Annotated in this window: 14 protein-coding genes; 10 read left to right on the forward strand and 4 right to left on the reverse strand. The window is 74.0% G+C overall.

Features of this window, described 5'->3' with window-relative positions; translation table 11 throughout:
- Positions 1-39 precede the first annotated feature (39 nt).
- From IE275_RS10215 to IE275_RS10250, 8 genes are all read left to right on the forward strand, one after another.
- The gene (locus IE275_RS10215; RefSeq protein ID WP_189710015.1) at positions 40-1,356 is read left to right on the forward strand and encodes an aminotransferase family protein; all 1,317 of its coding nucleotides are present in this window, start codon (positions 40-42) and stop codon (positions 1,354-1,356) included.
- Complete coding sequence (locus IE275_RS10220) at positions 1,353-3,158, forward strand: 1-deoxy-D-xylulose-5-phosphate synthase N-terminal domain-containing protein (RefSeq protein WP_189710017.1); 1,806 nt, start codon at positions 1,353-1,355, stop codon at positions 3,156-3,158. The genes IE275_RS10215 and IE275_RS10220 overlap by 4 nt, the downstream gene beginning before the upstream one ends.
- The gene (locus tag IE275_RS10225; protein ID WP_229870180.1) at positions 3,139-4,515 is read left to right on the forward strand and encodes a glycosyltransferase; all 1,377 of its coding nucleotides are present in this window, start codon (positions 3,139-3,141) and stop codon (positions 4,513-4,515) included. Before IE275_RS10220 ends, IE275_RS10225 begins: the two co-directional genes overlap by 20 nt.
- Positions 4,512-5,345, forward strand: a complete 834-nt coding sequence (locus tag IE275_RS10230; protein WP_189710019.1) for an SDR family NAD(P)-dependent oxidoreductase — start codon at positions 4,512-4,514, stop codon at positions 5,343-5,345. Before IE275_RS10225 ends, IE275_RS10230 begins: the two co-directional genes overlap by 4 nt.
- The gene (locus IE275_RS10235; RefSeq protein WP_189710021.1) at positions 5,342-5,947 is read left to right on the forward strand and encodes a DUF1349 domain-containing protein; all 606 of its coding nucleotides are present in this window, start codon (positions 5,342-5,344) and stop codon (positions 5,945-5,947) included. The genes IE275_RS10230 and IE275_RS10235 overlap by 4 nt, the downstream gene beginning before the upstream one ends.
- A gap of 56 nt (positions 5,948-6,003) precedes the next feature.
- Positions 6,004-6,999 (forward strand): methyltransferase, encoded by a 996-nt coding sequence (locus tag IE275_RS10240; protein WP_189710023.1) that lies wholly within the window; start codon positions 6,004-6,006, stop codon positions 6,997-6,999.
- Positions 6,996-7,865, forward strand: a complete 870-nt coding sequence (locus tag IE275_RS10245) for an endonuclease/exonuclease/phosphatase family protein (RefSeq protein WP_229870181.1) — start codon at positions 6,996-6,998, stop codon at positions 7,863-7,865. Before IE275_RS10240 ends, IE275_RS10245 begins: the two co-directional genes overlap by 4 nt.
- Before the next feature lie 62 nt (positions 7,866-7,927).
- The gene (locus tag IE275_RS10250) at positions 7,928-9,508 is read left to right on the forward strand and encodes a glycoside hydrolase family 13 protein (protein ID WP_229870182.1); all 1,581 of its coding nucleotides are present in this window, start codon (positions 7,928-7,930) and stop codon (positions 9,506-9,508) included.
- A 107-nt stretch (positions 9,509-9,615) separates the two neighbouring features.
- On the opposite strand, the gene IE275_RS10255 is transcribed toward IE275_RS10250, so the two are convergent.
- The gene (locus IE275_RS10255; RefSeq protein ID WP_229870183.1) at positions 9,616-9,858 is read right to left on the reverse strand and encodes a response regulator transcription factor; all 243 of its coding nucleotides are present in this window, start codon (positions 9,856-9,858) and stop codon (positions 9,616-9,618) included.
- Positions 9,859-10,134: 276 nt separating this feature from the next.
- Positions 10,135-10,368: a hypothetical protein gene (locus tag IE275_RS10260; protein ID WP_189710029.1), complete on the reverse strand. Its 234-nt coding sequence runs from the start codon at positions 10,366-10,368 to the stop codon at positions 10,135-10,137.
- 174 nt (positions 10,369-10,542) lie between these two features.
- Between IE275_RS10260 and IE275_RS10265 the strand changes: the two genes are divergently transcribed.
- The gene (locus tag IE275_RS10265; RefSeq protein WP_229870184.1) at positions 10,543-11,559 is read left to right on the forward strand and encodes a helix-turn-helix transcriptional regulator; all 1,017 of its coding nucleotides are present in this window, start codon (positions 10,543-10,545) and stop codon (positions 11,557-11,559) included.
- 368 nt (positions 11,560-11,927) lie between these two features.
- Positions 11,928-12,401: a hypothetical protein gene (locus tag IE275_RS10270; RefSeq protein ID WP_189710033.1), complete on the forward strand. Its 474-nt coding sequence runs from the start codon at positions 11,928-11,930 to the stop codon at positions 12,399-12,401.
- A 69-nt stretch (positions 12,402-12,470) separates the two neighbouring features.
- Here the strand turns inward: IE275_RS10270 and IE275_RS10275 are convergent, their stop codons facing one another.
- Together IE275_RS10275 and IE275_RS10280 are read right to left on the reverse strand one after the other, a co-directional pair.
- Entirely contained in the window at positions 12,471-13,724 is a 1,254-nt protein-coding gene (locus IE275_RS10275; protein ID WP_189710035.1) for an MFS transporter, read from the reverse strand.
- Between the two features lie 82 nt (positions 13,725-13,806).
- Entirely contained in the window at positions 13,807-14,013 is a 207-nt protein-coding gene (locus tag IE275_RS10280; protein ID WP_189710037.1) for an MbtH family protein, read from the reverse strand.
- Positions 14,014-14,090: the final 77 nt, after the last annotated feature.

Below are 14,090 nucleotides of genomic sequence, written 5' to 3' on the forward strand. Positions count from 1 at the left end.
GTCCGTCCGCACCGACCCCGCCCCCTGAGGAGCTGCCCCATGACCACCGTCGACCTGGCACCCCTGTCCGTCTGGCCGCAGGACCTGTCCGCGTACTGCTTCGAGGTACCGCACACCGACGAGTCCCTCCTGTTCACGTCCGGCAAGGGAATCCGGCTCGCCGACGCGGCCGGCCGCACCTTCCTGGACGCCCTGTCCGGTGTGTTCGTCACCTGCTTCGGCTACGACTGCGAACCCATCGCCGAGGCCGTGACCGCCCAGTTGCGCACGCTTCCCTTCAACCCGCCCCTGCACGGCACCAACCACGCCGCCCTCGAACTCGCCCGGGGGCTCGTCGATCTCGCGCCCGACGGCATCACGGCGGCCAAGCTCGTCAACGGTGGCTCCGAGAGCGTGGAAGCCGCCCTCCGGCTGGCCCGGCTGTACCACCGCGCCCATGGCAACCCCGACCGGGTGAAGGTCCTCAGCTACTACCACGGCTACCACGGGGCCACCTTCGGATCGCTGTCGCTGACCGGACGGCCGGACGTCAGCCGGTTCGGACCGGGCCTGCCCGGCATCGTCCACGTGTGGCCGCCGGACTGCCTGGAGTCCTTCTGGGACGTGCCCCAGGAGTCGTCCGGTGCGCTGGCCGCCGCGATGATCGAGCGGACCATCGAGGCGGAGGGCCCGGAGTCGGTCGCCGCGATCGTCATGGAACCCGTGATCCACCTGCGCGGCATGGCCGTCCCTCCGGCGGACTACCTGGCCCGGGTGCGGGAAGTCTGCGACCGGCACGGTGTGCTGCTGGTCTTCGACGAGATCGTCACCGGCTTCGGCCGCACCGGACAGCCCTTCGCGGCCCAGACCTTCGGGGTCACCCCGGACATCCTGTGCGTGGGCAAGGGCATCTCCGGCGGATTCGCCCCGCTGGCCGCCGTCCTGATGGCCGAGCACGTCGCCGCCGTGCTCGGCGAGTCCGGCGGGCCGGTGTCCTTCGCGCCGTCGCACACCTACGCCGCCAACCCGATCGCGGCCGCCGCGGGACTGGCCGCCGTGACGCTGTTCCGCGAGGACGGCTACACCGGCCGCGTCGGCACACTGGCCGCGCACGTCGAACCGCGGCTGCGCGCCGTCGTCGGCGGACGCGGCACGGTGCGCGCCCTCGGGCTGCTCTACGGGGTGAAGCTCGCCGGCGGCGACACGGGCGCCGGGGAGCGGCTGGCCGCCGCCTGCCTGCGCCGGGGACTGATTCTGCGCGGACAGGACGACTGGGTGGTCCTGGCGCCCGCCTTCGTGACCACGCCGGGCGAGGCCGACCAGATCCTGGAGATCCTCGGCGACGCCCTGGACGAGGTCTGCGGGGGCGGGCGGTGAACGCGCTGTACGACCGCTTCGCCGGACCGGCGCGTGCCGCGCTGCCCCGCCTCACGCCCGCCGAGAGCGCCGTCGTGCTGCGCGAGTTGGCCCGTCTGGAGCGGTCCGCGGGGCCCGGTGCCCTCCGTGACGGCCGGCCGGCGGGTTCCCTTTTCGAGCGTCTGCGCGGGCTCGCCGCCGAGGTCCCCGAGCGGCTGTACACCGACAGCGCGGACGTCCTGCTGCGCATGCACGAGATCGCGGGTTCGGGAAACCTTCAGAGCAATCTGTCCTCGCTCCCGCTGGTGCGCGCCTGCTTCGCCCTGGGCCTCGTCGCCGACGGCGCGCAGAGCGGGGCCGGGCCGGCCGAACTCATCGTCGGCCGCGGGCACATCGCCCCCGCGTTCCACGCCGAGCACTATGTGCGCGGCACCCTGCCCTTCACCCCGCTGGCCACCCTGCACCAGGGCGGGCTGCCCGGGGTCGTCGACCGCGAACTCGGCTTCCGCAACACCATGCGCTACAGCCTCGGTGTCGGTGTCGCGCAGGCGGTCGGTCTGGCCTGGGAGCTGGCCCGGCGTGGCACGGACCGGAAGGTGGTGTGCCTGGCGGGGGACGGCGAGCTGCACGAGGGGGTGGCCTTCGAGGCGCTGCGGTTCGCGCACGACGTGGGCCTGACCAATCTCGTGCTCGTCGTCGATGCCAACGCCAAGGGCATCGAACCGCTGGCGAAGCCGGTCAACACCGGCTATCTCGCGGCCTACCTGGGCCGGCTGATGGAGGCCGACGGCCGCGACGAGTGGGCGGTGCAGGCCGCTCTGGGGGCGCTGCTGACCCTCCCCGGTCCGTCGGTGCTGGTGTGCCGGACCAGCAAGGGGGAGCACAGTTTCCGGCCGGCGGACGGGACGGCACGGGGCCCTGCCCGGCCGTCGTTCGCGGCCACGGCCGGCCGGATGCTCGCCCGTCACCAGGAGCGCACGGGACGCGAGATGGCGGTGTTCACGCCCGATCTGGCCGCGCGCTTCGGTCTGCGCGGCCAGGTGCCGTACACCAACACGGGCCTGGCCGAGACGCTGACGGTCGGTATGACGCTGTCCCTGCCGGAGGACACCCTGAAGGTGGTGGCCACCGACGCCATGTACTACATGGACTCGCTGAGCATGCTCACCGAGGCCACCACGAGCGTGCGCAATCTGCTGGTCCTCGCGGGCCGCAGCTGGGGCGCCTGGGGCGGGGCCCACAACGCCACGAACCTGCTCGGTCTGCTGCTGCACACCAGGGTCTACGAGCCGGTCACCCCGGCGGAGTTCGCCGCGTGCCTGGCCCGGCTGGGCCGGGACCCAGCCACCGCCCATGTCGTCAGCATGGTCGACGCCGTGTTCGACCCCCCGGGAGAGGACTGCTCCGCGGACATCGACGGCGGGGTCTGGCTCACCCCGCCGGGCCCGGACCCCGCCGACGTGGCCGTGGTGACCTTCGGATACGCGGGCGTCCTGGTGGACGAGGCCAACCGGGACCTCGGTGTGCCGCATCTGCACTGCGCGTCGCTCACCCCGCGTCTCGCCCCGGCCGACCTGGCCGTGCTGCGGGGCTGCCGCCGTCTGCTGAGCGTCGAGTACAACGGCGCCCGGGGCGGGTTCGGCGAGGGCCTGCGGTCCCGGCATCTGCTCCCGGTGGAGGTCCACGGAGTACGGCGGGACATCGCCCGGCAGGTGCACGCCCGTCAGCTGCCGCTGCACGGCATGGCCCCGGACATGCTGCGGGAGCGCCTGGCGCGGCTGCTGGAGAGCAGGGAGGCCGGGCGTGCGCCTGCACACGCATGACTACCGCGCGCCGGACACCCGGGGCATCGTCGACGGCGCGGTCCTGATGCACCGCGAGGCGTCCGCCCTGCTGGCCCGCCATCACCCGCTCGCCGCACACGACCTGACGGCCGCCGCGGGCCGGCTCACCGGGGTCCGCGCGGGCGAGACCGTGTACGCGGGTTCGGGGCCGTACGCCTTCCTGTACCACCTCTGGCGGGAGCGGACGGGCGGCGACTTCCGGATCGTCCGTGAGGTGCACACCGCGCTCTGGTCCGGCTACTGGGCCCAGGAGGAGCTGTGCGCGCCCTTCCTGCGTCCGGGGGACCTGGCGCTTTTCCCGACGGCGTACACGCGCCGGCTGTTCCTGCGGCATTTCCCGGCCACCGCCGCGGCCGGGGCGGCCGTCGCGTACCCGATGCTCGACCGGCTGCCCCGGCACCGCGCCCGGCCCGTTCCGCCCGCGGGGCGGCCGCTGCGCGTCGGTCATCTCGGCGCGCTGTCGCTGGCCAAGAACGTGGACCAGGTGCTGTCGGTCTTCGCGCGCCTGTACCGGGAGAGCGGCGGGCGGGCGGAGCTGCTGTGCGCGGGCAAGCCCAACGATCCTCGGTGGGAGGCCGACGCGGTGCGGGCGGCGCTCCTGAGCCGCGGGGTGCCCTCGGGCTCGGTCCGGGTCGCGGGCATCTGGTCCCAGGAGCGCCTCGGGGAGTTCTTCGACGCCGTCGACGTGCTGCTGTTCCCCAGTACGGCGTCGCGGGAGACGCTGGGCCGGGTGGTCGTCGAGGCCCTCGCTCACGGCGTGCCGGTGCTGGCCGCCGACGTCGGCCCGGCGGTGGAGCTGCTGCCGGCCCGCAATCTGGTGCCCACCGTCCTCGACACGACCGCCGTCCTGGACATGGGCCGGGTCGGCCCGCTCGGCCGCGTCGACGAGGACGTCCTGGTGGAGAAGCTGCTCACCCGCGACTTCGCGCCGGCCGAGGTGCGCCACGAGGCGCCCTACACCGACAAGGCGTTCCTGGAGGCCGTCGCGGGTTCCCCGGCGTCCGTGGACGTGCCGCACGACGCAGTGCTGCCCGACGCGGTCCGGGTCGCGCCGCGTGCCGGAGCCGACCCGGCGGAGCGTGCGGCCGAGGCCGGGCGGCTCTTCCGGGCGTTCTTCGGGCGCCGGGACGGTGTCCTGACGACCGCGCTCGACACGCTGGCGGACCGCACCGGGCACGACGACCCCGGCCTGCGTTCCCTGGCCGCCGCGCCGGAGCGCAATCTCGCCGACTACCGGGCCTTCCCCCGGCTGCTGGACGCCCTCGTCCTGCCGCCGCTGACCTACACCCTCGCGCCCGCCCCGGCGGGTGCCGCCACGACGGGAGAGCAGCCATGACAGCAGGATCGGACGGGGACTTCACCGGCAGGGTGGTCCTCGTGATCGGCGGCGGCCGGGGCATCGGCGCCACCGTGGCCGAGGACTTCGCGCGGCGCGGCGCCGAGGTGGTGGTCGCCGACACCGACCGGCTGCCGTCGACGTACAACCAGTACCGCTCCACGGCCGTCACCGGCTACGCCGAGGCGCGGGAGCTGGCCGGGAAGCTGACGGCGGAGGGGCTGTCGGTGACGGCCGCCGAGGCGGACGCCACCGACGAGGAGGCCATCGGCCGTCTCTACCGGGGGATCGCCGACGGTCCGGGCCGGCTCGACACGGTCGTCAACGCGTTCGGCGTCACCCATGTCGGCACGGTCGAGCACATGGAGCTGGCCGAGTTCCGGTACGTCGTGTCCGGGAACCTGGACGGTGTGTTCCTGTCGTCGCGTGCCGCGCTGCCGCTGCTGCGCGCCGGCGGGGGCGGGTCCATCGTCAACTTCTCCTCCGTGTCGGGGCGCACCGGATTCGCGAAGGTCTCCCACTACTGCGCGGCGAAGTTCGGGGTCGTCGGGTTCACCGCCGCGCTCGCCCTGGAGGTCGCGAAGGAGAACATCCGGGTCAACGCCGTGTGTCCCGGCATGGTCCGCTCGAACATGTGGCGCTATCTGCTGTCGGAGTTCGCCCGCCCCGGTGAGACCGAGGACGAGTGCTGGGAGCGGATGCGCGCGATGATCCCGCAGCGGGAGTTCCAGACGCCCGAGGACATCTCGGGCCTCGTCCGCTATCTCGCCTCGGCTCCCCGGGTCACCGGCCAGGCCGTCAGCGTCAACGGCGGGATGACCACGCCATGACACCGGCCGCCCCGTCCGGCACCCGCGTCCTGGACCTCGACGACCCGGGGTGGAGCTTCGACGGCCCCGGGAGCGCGTCCCTGCCGCACGCGGGGGAACTGCGGGTGCGGGTCCCGCGCGGCACCGACCTGTTCCGCATGCCCGGCGCCTACGAGGCGTCGGGCGTCGGCACCTGGGGGCGCTCCGTGACCGGCGACCACACGCTGTGGACCCGGGTCGCGGTGGAGGGACAGGCCTTCGGGGACGCCGGGGGCATCGTCGTCCACGACCGCGAGGGCTGGTTCAAGGTCTGCGTGGAGCGCACCCGCGCGGGCGGGTGGGCGATCGTCACGGTCGTCAGCCGTCCCCTGTCCGACGAGGCCACCGGTCCCGCCCTGGCCGGTCCCCGCTCCGAGCTGCTGGTCACCCGGGAGGGGCGCCGGCACGCCGTCCTGCACCGGGAACACGCCGACGAGGACTGGCGGTTCGTCAGGACGTTCGTCGGCGGGGACGACCCGACGGTCCGGGTCGGCCTGTTCGCCCAGGCGCCCTTCTCCGACGCGTGCACGGCCTCGTTCACCCCGCCCGGGTTCGTCCCCGCGGCCCTGGCCGACCGCCGCTGAGCGGCACCGCCCGCCCCGCCACCGCCCTCCATCTCCGAGCCAAGGGACACCGCACCATGATCTCGCCACAGCCCGTCACCGACCTGATGTGGGCGCACTGGAAGACCAGGACCCTGCTGAGCGCCGTGGAACTGGGTGTGTTCACGGCGCTCGCCGACGGACCGATGCCCGCCGCCGACCTGTGCGCGCGCACCGGCCTGCACCCGGGGCCGGCGGCGGACTTCCTCGACGCCCTCGTGGCGCTGGGCCTGCTGGACCGCTCCGGGAACCGGTACGCGGGCACGCCCGAGACCCTGGAGTATCTGGACGCCGGCAAACCCACCACCTACCTCGGCGCGAGTTTCCTGTCCCGGGGCTTCGGACTCGCCGACGACCTGGTCGCCGTGCTGCGGACCGGGAAGTCGTCCCACGGCGGCCGGGACGGGCGGGACTTCTACGCCGGCACGTACACCACACCCGAGTCCACCGGCGCGTTCCAGCGGGACATGACCGCCCTGAGCATCGGATCGGCGCGGGCCGTCGCCGAGCGGTTCCCCTGGCAGCGGTACCGCACCCTCGTGGACGTCGGCTGCGCGGAGGGCGCGCTGCCCGGCTGGGTACTGCGCGAGCACCCGCATCTGACCGCCGTCGGCTTCGACCTCCCGCCCGCCCGGCCGGGCTTCGAGGCGTACATGGAGCGGCTGGGCGTGGCCGACCGTGTCGCATTCCGGCCGGGCGACTTCTTCCAGGACGAGCTGCCCCGGGCCGATGTCGTCGTCCTGGGCCATGTCCTGCACAACTGGAGCGAGCCGCAGAAGCTCCTGCTGCTGGAGAAGGCGTACGCCGCGCTGCCTCCGGGGGGAGCCGTCCTGATCCACGAGACGCTGATCGACGACGAGCGCCGCGGCAACGCGGTCGGCCTGATCCTCAGCCTGATCATGCACGCCGAGGTACCGGGCGGGTTCGACTACACCGGCGCCCAAGGCCTGGAGTGGCTGCGCAGGACCGGCTTCCGGGAGACGCGTGTGGAGGGTCTGGACGGCCCCGAGTCCCTGCTGGTCGGCATCAAGTGAGCGCCTCACGCTTCCCCGTTCCGGGCGATCCGGACGGCACCGACCTGCTGATGTTCTGGAACCTGTACGAGACGGGCATCGAGCGCCTCAGGGGCGACGACGAGCGGTGGAAGGCGCAGTGCGCGCTGATCGCCGCCCTGCGGCCGCGGGTGCTGCTGACGACGGAGGGCTGGGGCTGGCACCGCGAGGACCGGGCCCTGTTCGAGGACGCGAAAACCGCGTTCGGCATGGACGGGGAGCTGTTCACCGCCAGGACGGGCTGTCACCAGGCCGTGTTCTGGGAGCCCGACGTGGAGCGTGTGGCGGTGGAGCGCCCCACCCCGCAACCGGCCCACGGGCACGGCCACGGGCTGGTCACCCTGCGGCTGCCGGGCTGGAGCACCCCGCTGCGGTTCCTCGTCACCCACCTCGATCCGTACAGCCCCACCGTGCGGCGGATCGAGGCGGAGCAGCTGCGCCACCACGCGGACCCCGCCCTGCCGCCGCTCGTGATCGGCCTGGACGCCAACAGCGTCCCGCCCGGCGACCCCGAGCCCGACGTCACCCGCGCGGCCCGCCACCGCAGGGACGACCTCCTGCTCCCCGGCGGGCGGCTGGCCGACCGGACCCCGCTCGCCACGCTCCTCGGACACCCCGACGACCCGCTCCTGGTCGATGCCGGCGCCCACCTGGGCGATCGCTCGCCGACCTACGGGGAGTTCCTGCCGGGCGAGGCGGAGCGCAGGATCGACCTGTTCCTGCTGTCCGCCTCGCTCGTCCCGAGCCTGGTCGCCTACCATGCGCCGGACCCACGGCCGAAGCCGCGCGACGGCCGGCCGCTGGCCTCCGACCACCGGCCGGTCACCGTCCGGTTGCGCCGCCGGTGACCGGCGGACGGCCCGCGGCAGGGCGCGGCCCTCGATGGTGGCGCGACGCGGTCGTCTACCAGGTGTATCCGCGTAGTTTCGCCGACGGCGACGGGGACGGTGTCGGCGACATCGCCGGACTGCGGCGACGACTGGACCACCTGGTGCGGCTGGGCGTCGACGCGCTGTGGATCACCCCCTGGTATCCCTCCCCGATGGCGGACGGCGGGTACGACGTGGCGGACCCGCGCGGTGTCGACCCGCTGTTCGGCACCCTCGGCGAGGCCGAGGAACTGATCGCCGAGGCGCGGCGGCGCGGGCTGCGGACGATCCTCGACGTGGTGCCCAATCATGTCTCCGTCGCTCACCCGTGGTTCCGGGCCGCGCTCGCCGCACCGCCCGGGAGCCCGGAGCGCGCCCTGTTCCACTTCCGTCCCGGCCGCGGTCCGGGCGGGGCGCTGCCGCCCAACGACTGGCTCTCCGAGTTCGGCGGGCCGGCCTGGACCCGGGTCGTGGAGGCCGACGGCACTCCGGGCGAGTGGTACCTGCATCTCTTCGCGGCCGAGCAGCCGGACCTGGACTGGGCCGCCCCCCGGGTGCGTGCCGAGTACGAGGCGGTGCTGCGCTTCTGGTTCGACCGCGGCGTGGCCGGCATCCGGGTCGACTCCGCCACGCTGCTCACGAAGGATCCCGCCCTGCCCGACCGGACGGCCGGGGGGCCGCACCCGTACTCGGACCGGGAGGACGTGCACGACGTCTACCGCGCCTGGCGCCGGATCGCCGACTCCTACGACGACGACCGGCTCCTGGTGGGCGAGATGTGGCTGCGCGATCCCGCGCGGATCGCCCGCTATCTGCGCCCGGACGAGCTGCACACGGCGTTCGGCTTCGGTCTGCTGCGCAGCGCCTGGGAGGCCGGGGCGCTGCGTGCCTGCGTCGACGCGACCCTGGCCGCGCACCGGCCGGTGGGCGCGCCGCCGACCTGGGTGCTGGCCAACCACGACGTGCCCCGCACGGTCACGCGGTACGGCCGCGCCGACACGTCCTTCGACTTCGGCCGGGGTGCACCCGAGGGGCCCGCCGACCTCGCGCTCGGCACCCGGCGTGCGCGGGCGGCCTGTCTGCTCACCCTGGCCCTGCCCGGCTCGGTGTACGTGTACCAGGGGGAGGAGCTCGGCCTGCCCGAGGTGGAGGATCTGCCCGAGGAATGCCGGCGGGACCCGATGCGTCTGCGGTCGGGCGGTGCCGATCCGGGGCGGGACGGCTGCCGGGTGCCGATGCCCTGGTCGGGCCGCACGGCGCCGTTCGGCTTCGGGCCCGGCGGTGCCCGGACCTGGCTGCCGCAGCCGGCCGCGTGGGCGGGGCTCACGGCGGAGGCGCAGCGGGCGGCACCGGGCTCGATGCTGTCGCTGTACCGCTCGGCGCTGTCCGTGCGGCGTGCGGCGGCGGCCGGAGCGGAGGACCCGGTGGCCGGCTTCCGGTGGCTGGCGGCTCCCGAGGGAGTGCTCGCCTTCCGGTGGGCCGGCGGTCTCGGCTGCCGGGTGAACCTGTCGTCCCGGCCGGAGCCGCTCCCCGTCGGTCACGAGGTGCTGCTGGCCAGCGGCTCCCTGCCGGGCGGCGCGCTGCCGCCGGACACGGCGGTCTGGCTGCGCCCGTCGGCCTGACCGCCGGCGGCCCGACCATCCGGCGGCGGACGACGGTGGGTACGGGCGGGACGCCCCGCCGGCGCCCGCCGCCGTCCGCCGTCCGGCGAACGGGTTCCTGGGTCCCCTCAGGTTCCCTTCAGCCGGACGTCGTCGAGCCGGGTGACCTGGAGCGCGAGGATCATGAGATGGGCCCGGTTGCTGACTCCCGCCTTTCCCCTGATCCTGCGCAGATACGTGTCGACGGTGTGCGGGCTCAGATGCATCCTCCGCGCGATGGAGGAGTAGGTGTGGCCTTCTGCGAGGTGGCCCAGCACCTCGATCTCGCGCGAACTCAGCAGGTCGAGTACGTCGGTGGAGGACGAGCTCACGAGCGTGCCTTTCATGGGGGGGTCGAGCGCCTCGGGGAGGGTCGGGCGCTCCGCCGGGGCGGAGCCGCTCCGGTGGGTCCTACGGCCTCTGCGGCGGTTCTCACGCCGGCGTCGTCACCCGCGCACTCGCGCCTGCGACGTCCTACGGGGAGCGCGGGCTAGGGTGCGACGCGTGTTCGATAGACGACGTGGTGACGGCGCTTGCCGGACAGTGACCGCGCCGCCGTGGCCCGCGCACCGTGCCGGTGGTCCCCGCGACCGTGGCCGGGAACCGGATCAGACGCCGGCGCCGTCGGTGACGCCCGTGGTGGACACCGCCGCGGTGACGGTGCCGAACCCGTTGGCGATCCGACCGCCCCAGCCGCTGTCCCCGTTCGTGTCGCCCGTCCCGGTGCTCTCCGCCGCGGCCACCGTCCCGGTGGGTGCGTGCGGGGCGACGGCGGTGAGGGCGCCGAGAGCGACGGCGGCGGTGGCGGCGAGGGTGACGGCGACCGAGTTCAGGGACTTCATGGAAAACACTCCTCTGTCGGTTTCTGGGACCGGATCCGAAGGTGCGGTGTGCTCGCTCCTTCCGGTGCTTCAAGACTTCCGTGCCGGTGACGGCCGGACCATGGGCCGAGGCGCTCACCAAGCTGCCCCGCAGCAAGACGAACAGGGGACGAAATGTTCAAAGCAGAGGAAAGCATGACGTTCGATCCGTCCCCGTGGCCCGGGGACCGGGAGGTGGCCCTCTACCAATGGGTGGCGGGCAATGAGCGGCTGGATCCGGACCGCGCCGCCCGGGAGCTGGGGCTGGCCAGGGACGAGGTCGACGCGGCCCTCACGGCCCTCACCCAACGGGGCCTGTTAAAGGCCGACGCGGACGACCCCACCCGGCTGCGCCCCGTGGACCCGGACCTCGTCGCGGCGGTGGTGACCACCTCCCTGGAGGAGACGATCCGCGCCCAGCAGTCCGAACTGCACCGCATCCGCGACCAGTTCGCCAGCCTGCGCGGCCACTACCGGGACAGCCTGAGCCGGGTGTCCGTCGGCCTGGAGGTGATACCCGGCCTGGAGGAGGTGCGTGCCGCGCTCAACCGCGCCTCCGCGGAGTGCACCGAGGAGATGCTGACCAGCCAGCCCGGCGGGAACCGGGTGCCGGCCGCCCTCCAGGAGGCCCTGGCCCGCGACACCGCGCTGCTCTCCCGCGGGGTGCGGATGCGCACGCTGTACCACCACACGGCCCGGTTCAACGGGCCCAGCCAGGCCTATGTCGCCATGGTGTCCGGCCTCGGCGCGGAGTACCGGACCGCGCACGAGCTGTTCGGGCGGCTGATCGTCTTCGACCGGCGGGTGGCGTTCATTCCGGACAAGGGTGACAACTGGGGTGCGGTGGTGATCCGGGAGCCCTCGGTGGTGCACTACCTGTGCGAGGTGTTCGAGCAGAGCTGGACCCACGCGGAGCCGTTCGCGGACGCGGTGACCGACGGCCTGGAGGCCGTCGCCAAGGACATCGACCGGACCATCGTGCGGCTGCTGGCCGCGGGCATGAAGGACGAGACCATCGCGCGCCGGCTCGGCATGTCCCTGCGGACCGCCCGCAAGCACATCGCGGACATCATGGAGACGCTGGGTGCCGAGAGCCGTTTCCAGGCGGGCTTCCTGTCGGCCCGTCAGGGACTCCTCGGAGACGAGCCCCCGGACACCGCGTCCCCCGGCTGAACCGTCCCGCCCCGCTCCCGGTTCACGACGGCGCCCGCACGGCCACCCACGGTTGCCCGTGCGGTACCGTGAACCCGGGACTGCCGGAACACCTCCCCATGCGCGAAAGTTCCTGCAACTCCGCAGAAAGGGGCCCGTCCGACGGTGCCCCCGGTCACTGCGGTCATGTGACGGAAGAACAGCGGGCTCGTACCGATCCGTGTTCCGTGCGCGAGGGACCTGCTCGTCCGCGCGCGAGCCGCGTCGCATGCCGGTACCTGCTGGCCCCGACGCAGATCCGCCGCATGCGGCCCGGACGCGCGACGGCCGACCGGACCCGGGCCACGACACGCGGGGAGAGCCTGCGTGACGGGGAGCGTGAGTGGGACGTGGACTATGAGCCGGCCTCGGCAGGGGCGGAATCCGGGCTGGACCACTTCGTCAGGGATCTGGCGTTGTGTCTGTCGGTGCACCGGGACAGGAGTCCGGCGCTCGTATGGCCGGACGGCATCGACGCGGTGGTCGCCGAAGCGGGCACCGAGATGCCCGAGCTGACCACCGCCCTGGGGGCCCTGCTGGGTTCGCAGGTCACCAGTTCTTCGGTGGAGCTGCCGGTCGGCGGACACAGCGAGGGCAACCCGGCCCGCACCGATCTGGTGCTGGTGCCCGTGAAGGGCAGCTGCGGCGGCCGCGTCGAGCCCTCGCCCCCGGGGCGGGGACCGGCCGTTCTGGAGCACGCGCTGGAGCTGCGGCTGCGGGTGGGCGAGGCGCTCTACGTGCCGCGCGGCTTCGTCTACACCCTCGACTCGGTGCACACCCCGTGCACGCTCCAGGTGCTGGCGCTGCATCCGTCGGTCTGGTGACGCGCCGTGCCGGCGCCCTCCGTCGACGGAGCCGCCCCCGTGGCACACACCGGCACCGGTCATGAAGGGTCACCCATGGGCCCCGGCCGTCCGCCCCGGAGCGGACGGCCGGGGCCCGTCCAGTTCCCGCCACACGGCGAACGCCAGCGGGGCCAGCGCGATCGCCAGATACACCCCGCCGAACAGCACGAGCGCGGCCGTCAGGTCCAGCCGGTCCAGCATCAGTCCGGCGGCGAGGGCGCCGAGCGGAGTGGCCGCCAGCGCGCAGGCCACCACCAGGCCGAACACCCGGCCGCGGACGTCCTCCGGCACCCGCTCGTAGGCCACGGACATCATCAGTGGGTTGACGACGCCCGACCCGACGCCCGAGACCACCAGGCCGGCCAGCAGGACGCCGGTGGACGCCTGGTGGGCGAGCAGGGCGCAGCGCAGGGCGCCGAGCAACAGGAAGCAGCCGGCGAAGACGGTGCGGCGGGGCCACCGGTGCCCCAGCCAGCCGTGCAGGGCGGTGCCGACGAGCGCACCGAGCCCGATGGCCGTCATCATCGCCCCGAGCAGGGAACTGCTGTGCAGCACCCGGGTGCCGTACGCCGGGTAGAGAACCGCGTTGAGGCCGCTGTCCAGGGCGTTGGTCACGAGCAGGACACCGACCACGGCCCGCATCAGCCGGTCGGCGCGCAGTGTCGCGAATCCGGCCCTGAGCCGGGCGCCGTAGGAGTCGCCCGAGTCGCGGGGGCTCTCGGGCACCCGGGGTTCGGCGGGGACGAGGACGAGCACCAGGATCGCGCAGAGCAACAGGGCCGCCGCGTCCGCGCACAGCGTCCGCACCGGGCCGACCGAGGCGACCAGCAGGCCCGCGAGCGGGGCGCCCGCCATGGTGCCGATCCGGCGGGCGCCCTCGACGGCGCTGGTGCCGCGCTCGACGGGTGTCCCGGCCCGCCGCATCGCGCCGATGACCAACACCTGCCTGGCCGTGTCGGAAGGTCCGCGGGCGGCGCCGGCGAGCAGCGCCAGGACGACCAGGACGGGCAGGGACAGGCCGACCGTGTGGTGCAGGACGGGAATCAGGGTGATCGCGAGGGCGGTCAGCAGGTCCGCGGCGACGGCGGCGGTCCGGGCGGGCAGCCGGTCCACGGCGGGACCGGCGAGGACGGCGGAGCACAACAGCCCCACGGTCTCGGCCGCCGCCACGATTCCGGTGCTGATGCCGCTGCCGGTGCTCTCCAGGACGAACCAGGGGACGGCGAGCAGGGTCGCCGCGGTTCCCAGCGACGAGAGGGCGGACACCGCGACCAGCGTCAGCAGCGGCACACGTCTGTTCATGGGCTCGGCTCTCCGGGCGGGGCCGTGCCCGGTGCGCGGGGCACCGGGCACGGCCGGGATCGGGTGGGGGGCGGTGCGAGGGTCAGCGGCCGGCGTCCATGGCCAGCCGCAGGCTGAGGGGCCGCATGTCGGTCCACACCTGGTCGATGTGGGACAGGCACTCCTCCCGGGTCCCGCTGAGCCCGGCCGTCCGCCAGCCGGCCGGGACCTCCCGGTCGCTCTCCCAGAGGGAGTACTGCTCCTCGTGGTTGACGACCACGGTCCATTCCTGCGTCACGGTGCCGTTCATGGCTGCTCCTTCGTTGGATGTGCCGGTTCTGGGTGGGAGGTTCCCGGTGGCCGGCCCGCACGGCGGGCCGGCCACCG

Origin of the sequence: Streptomyces phaeofaciens (assembly GCF_014648915.1) — a bacterium.
Classification (GTDB): domain Bacteria; phylum Actinomycetota; class Actinomycetes; order Streptomycetales; family Streptomycetaceae; genus Streptomyces; species Streptomyces phaeofaciens.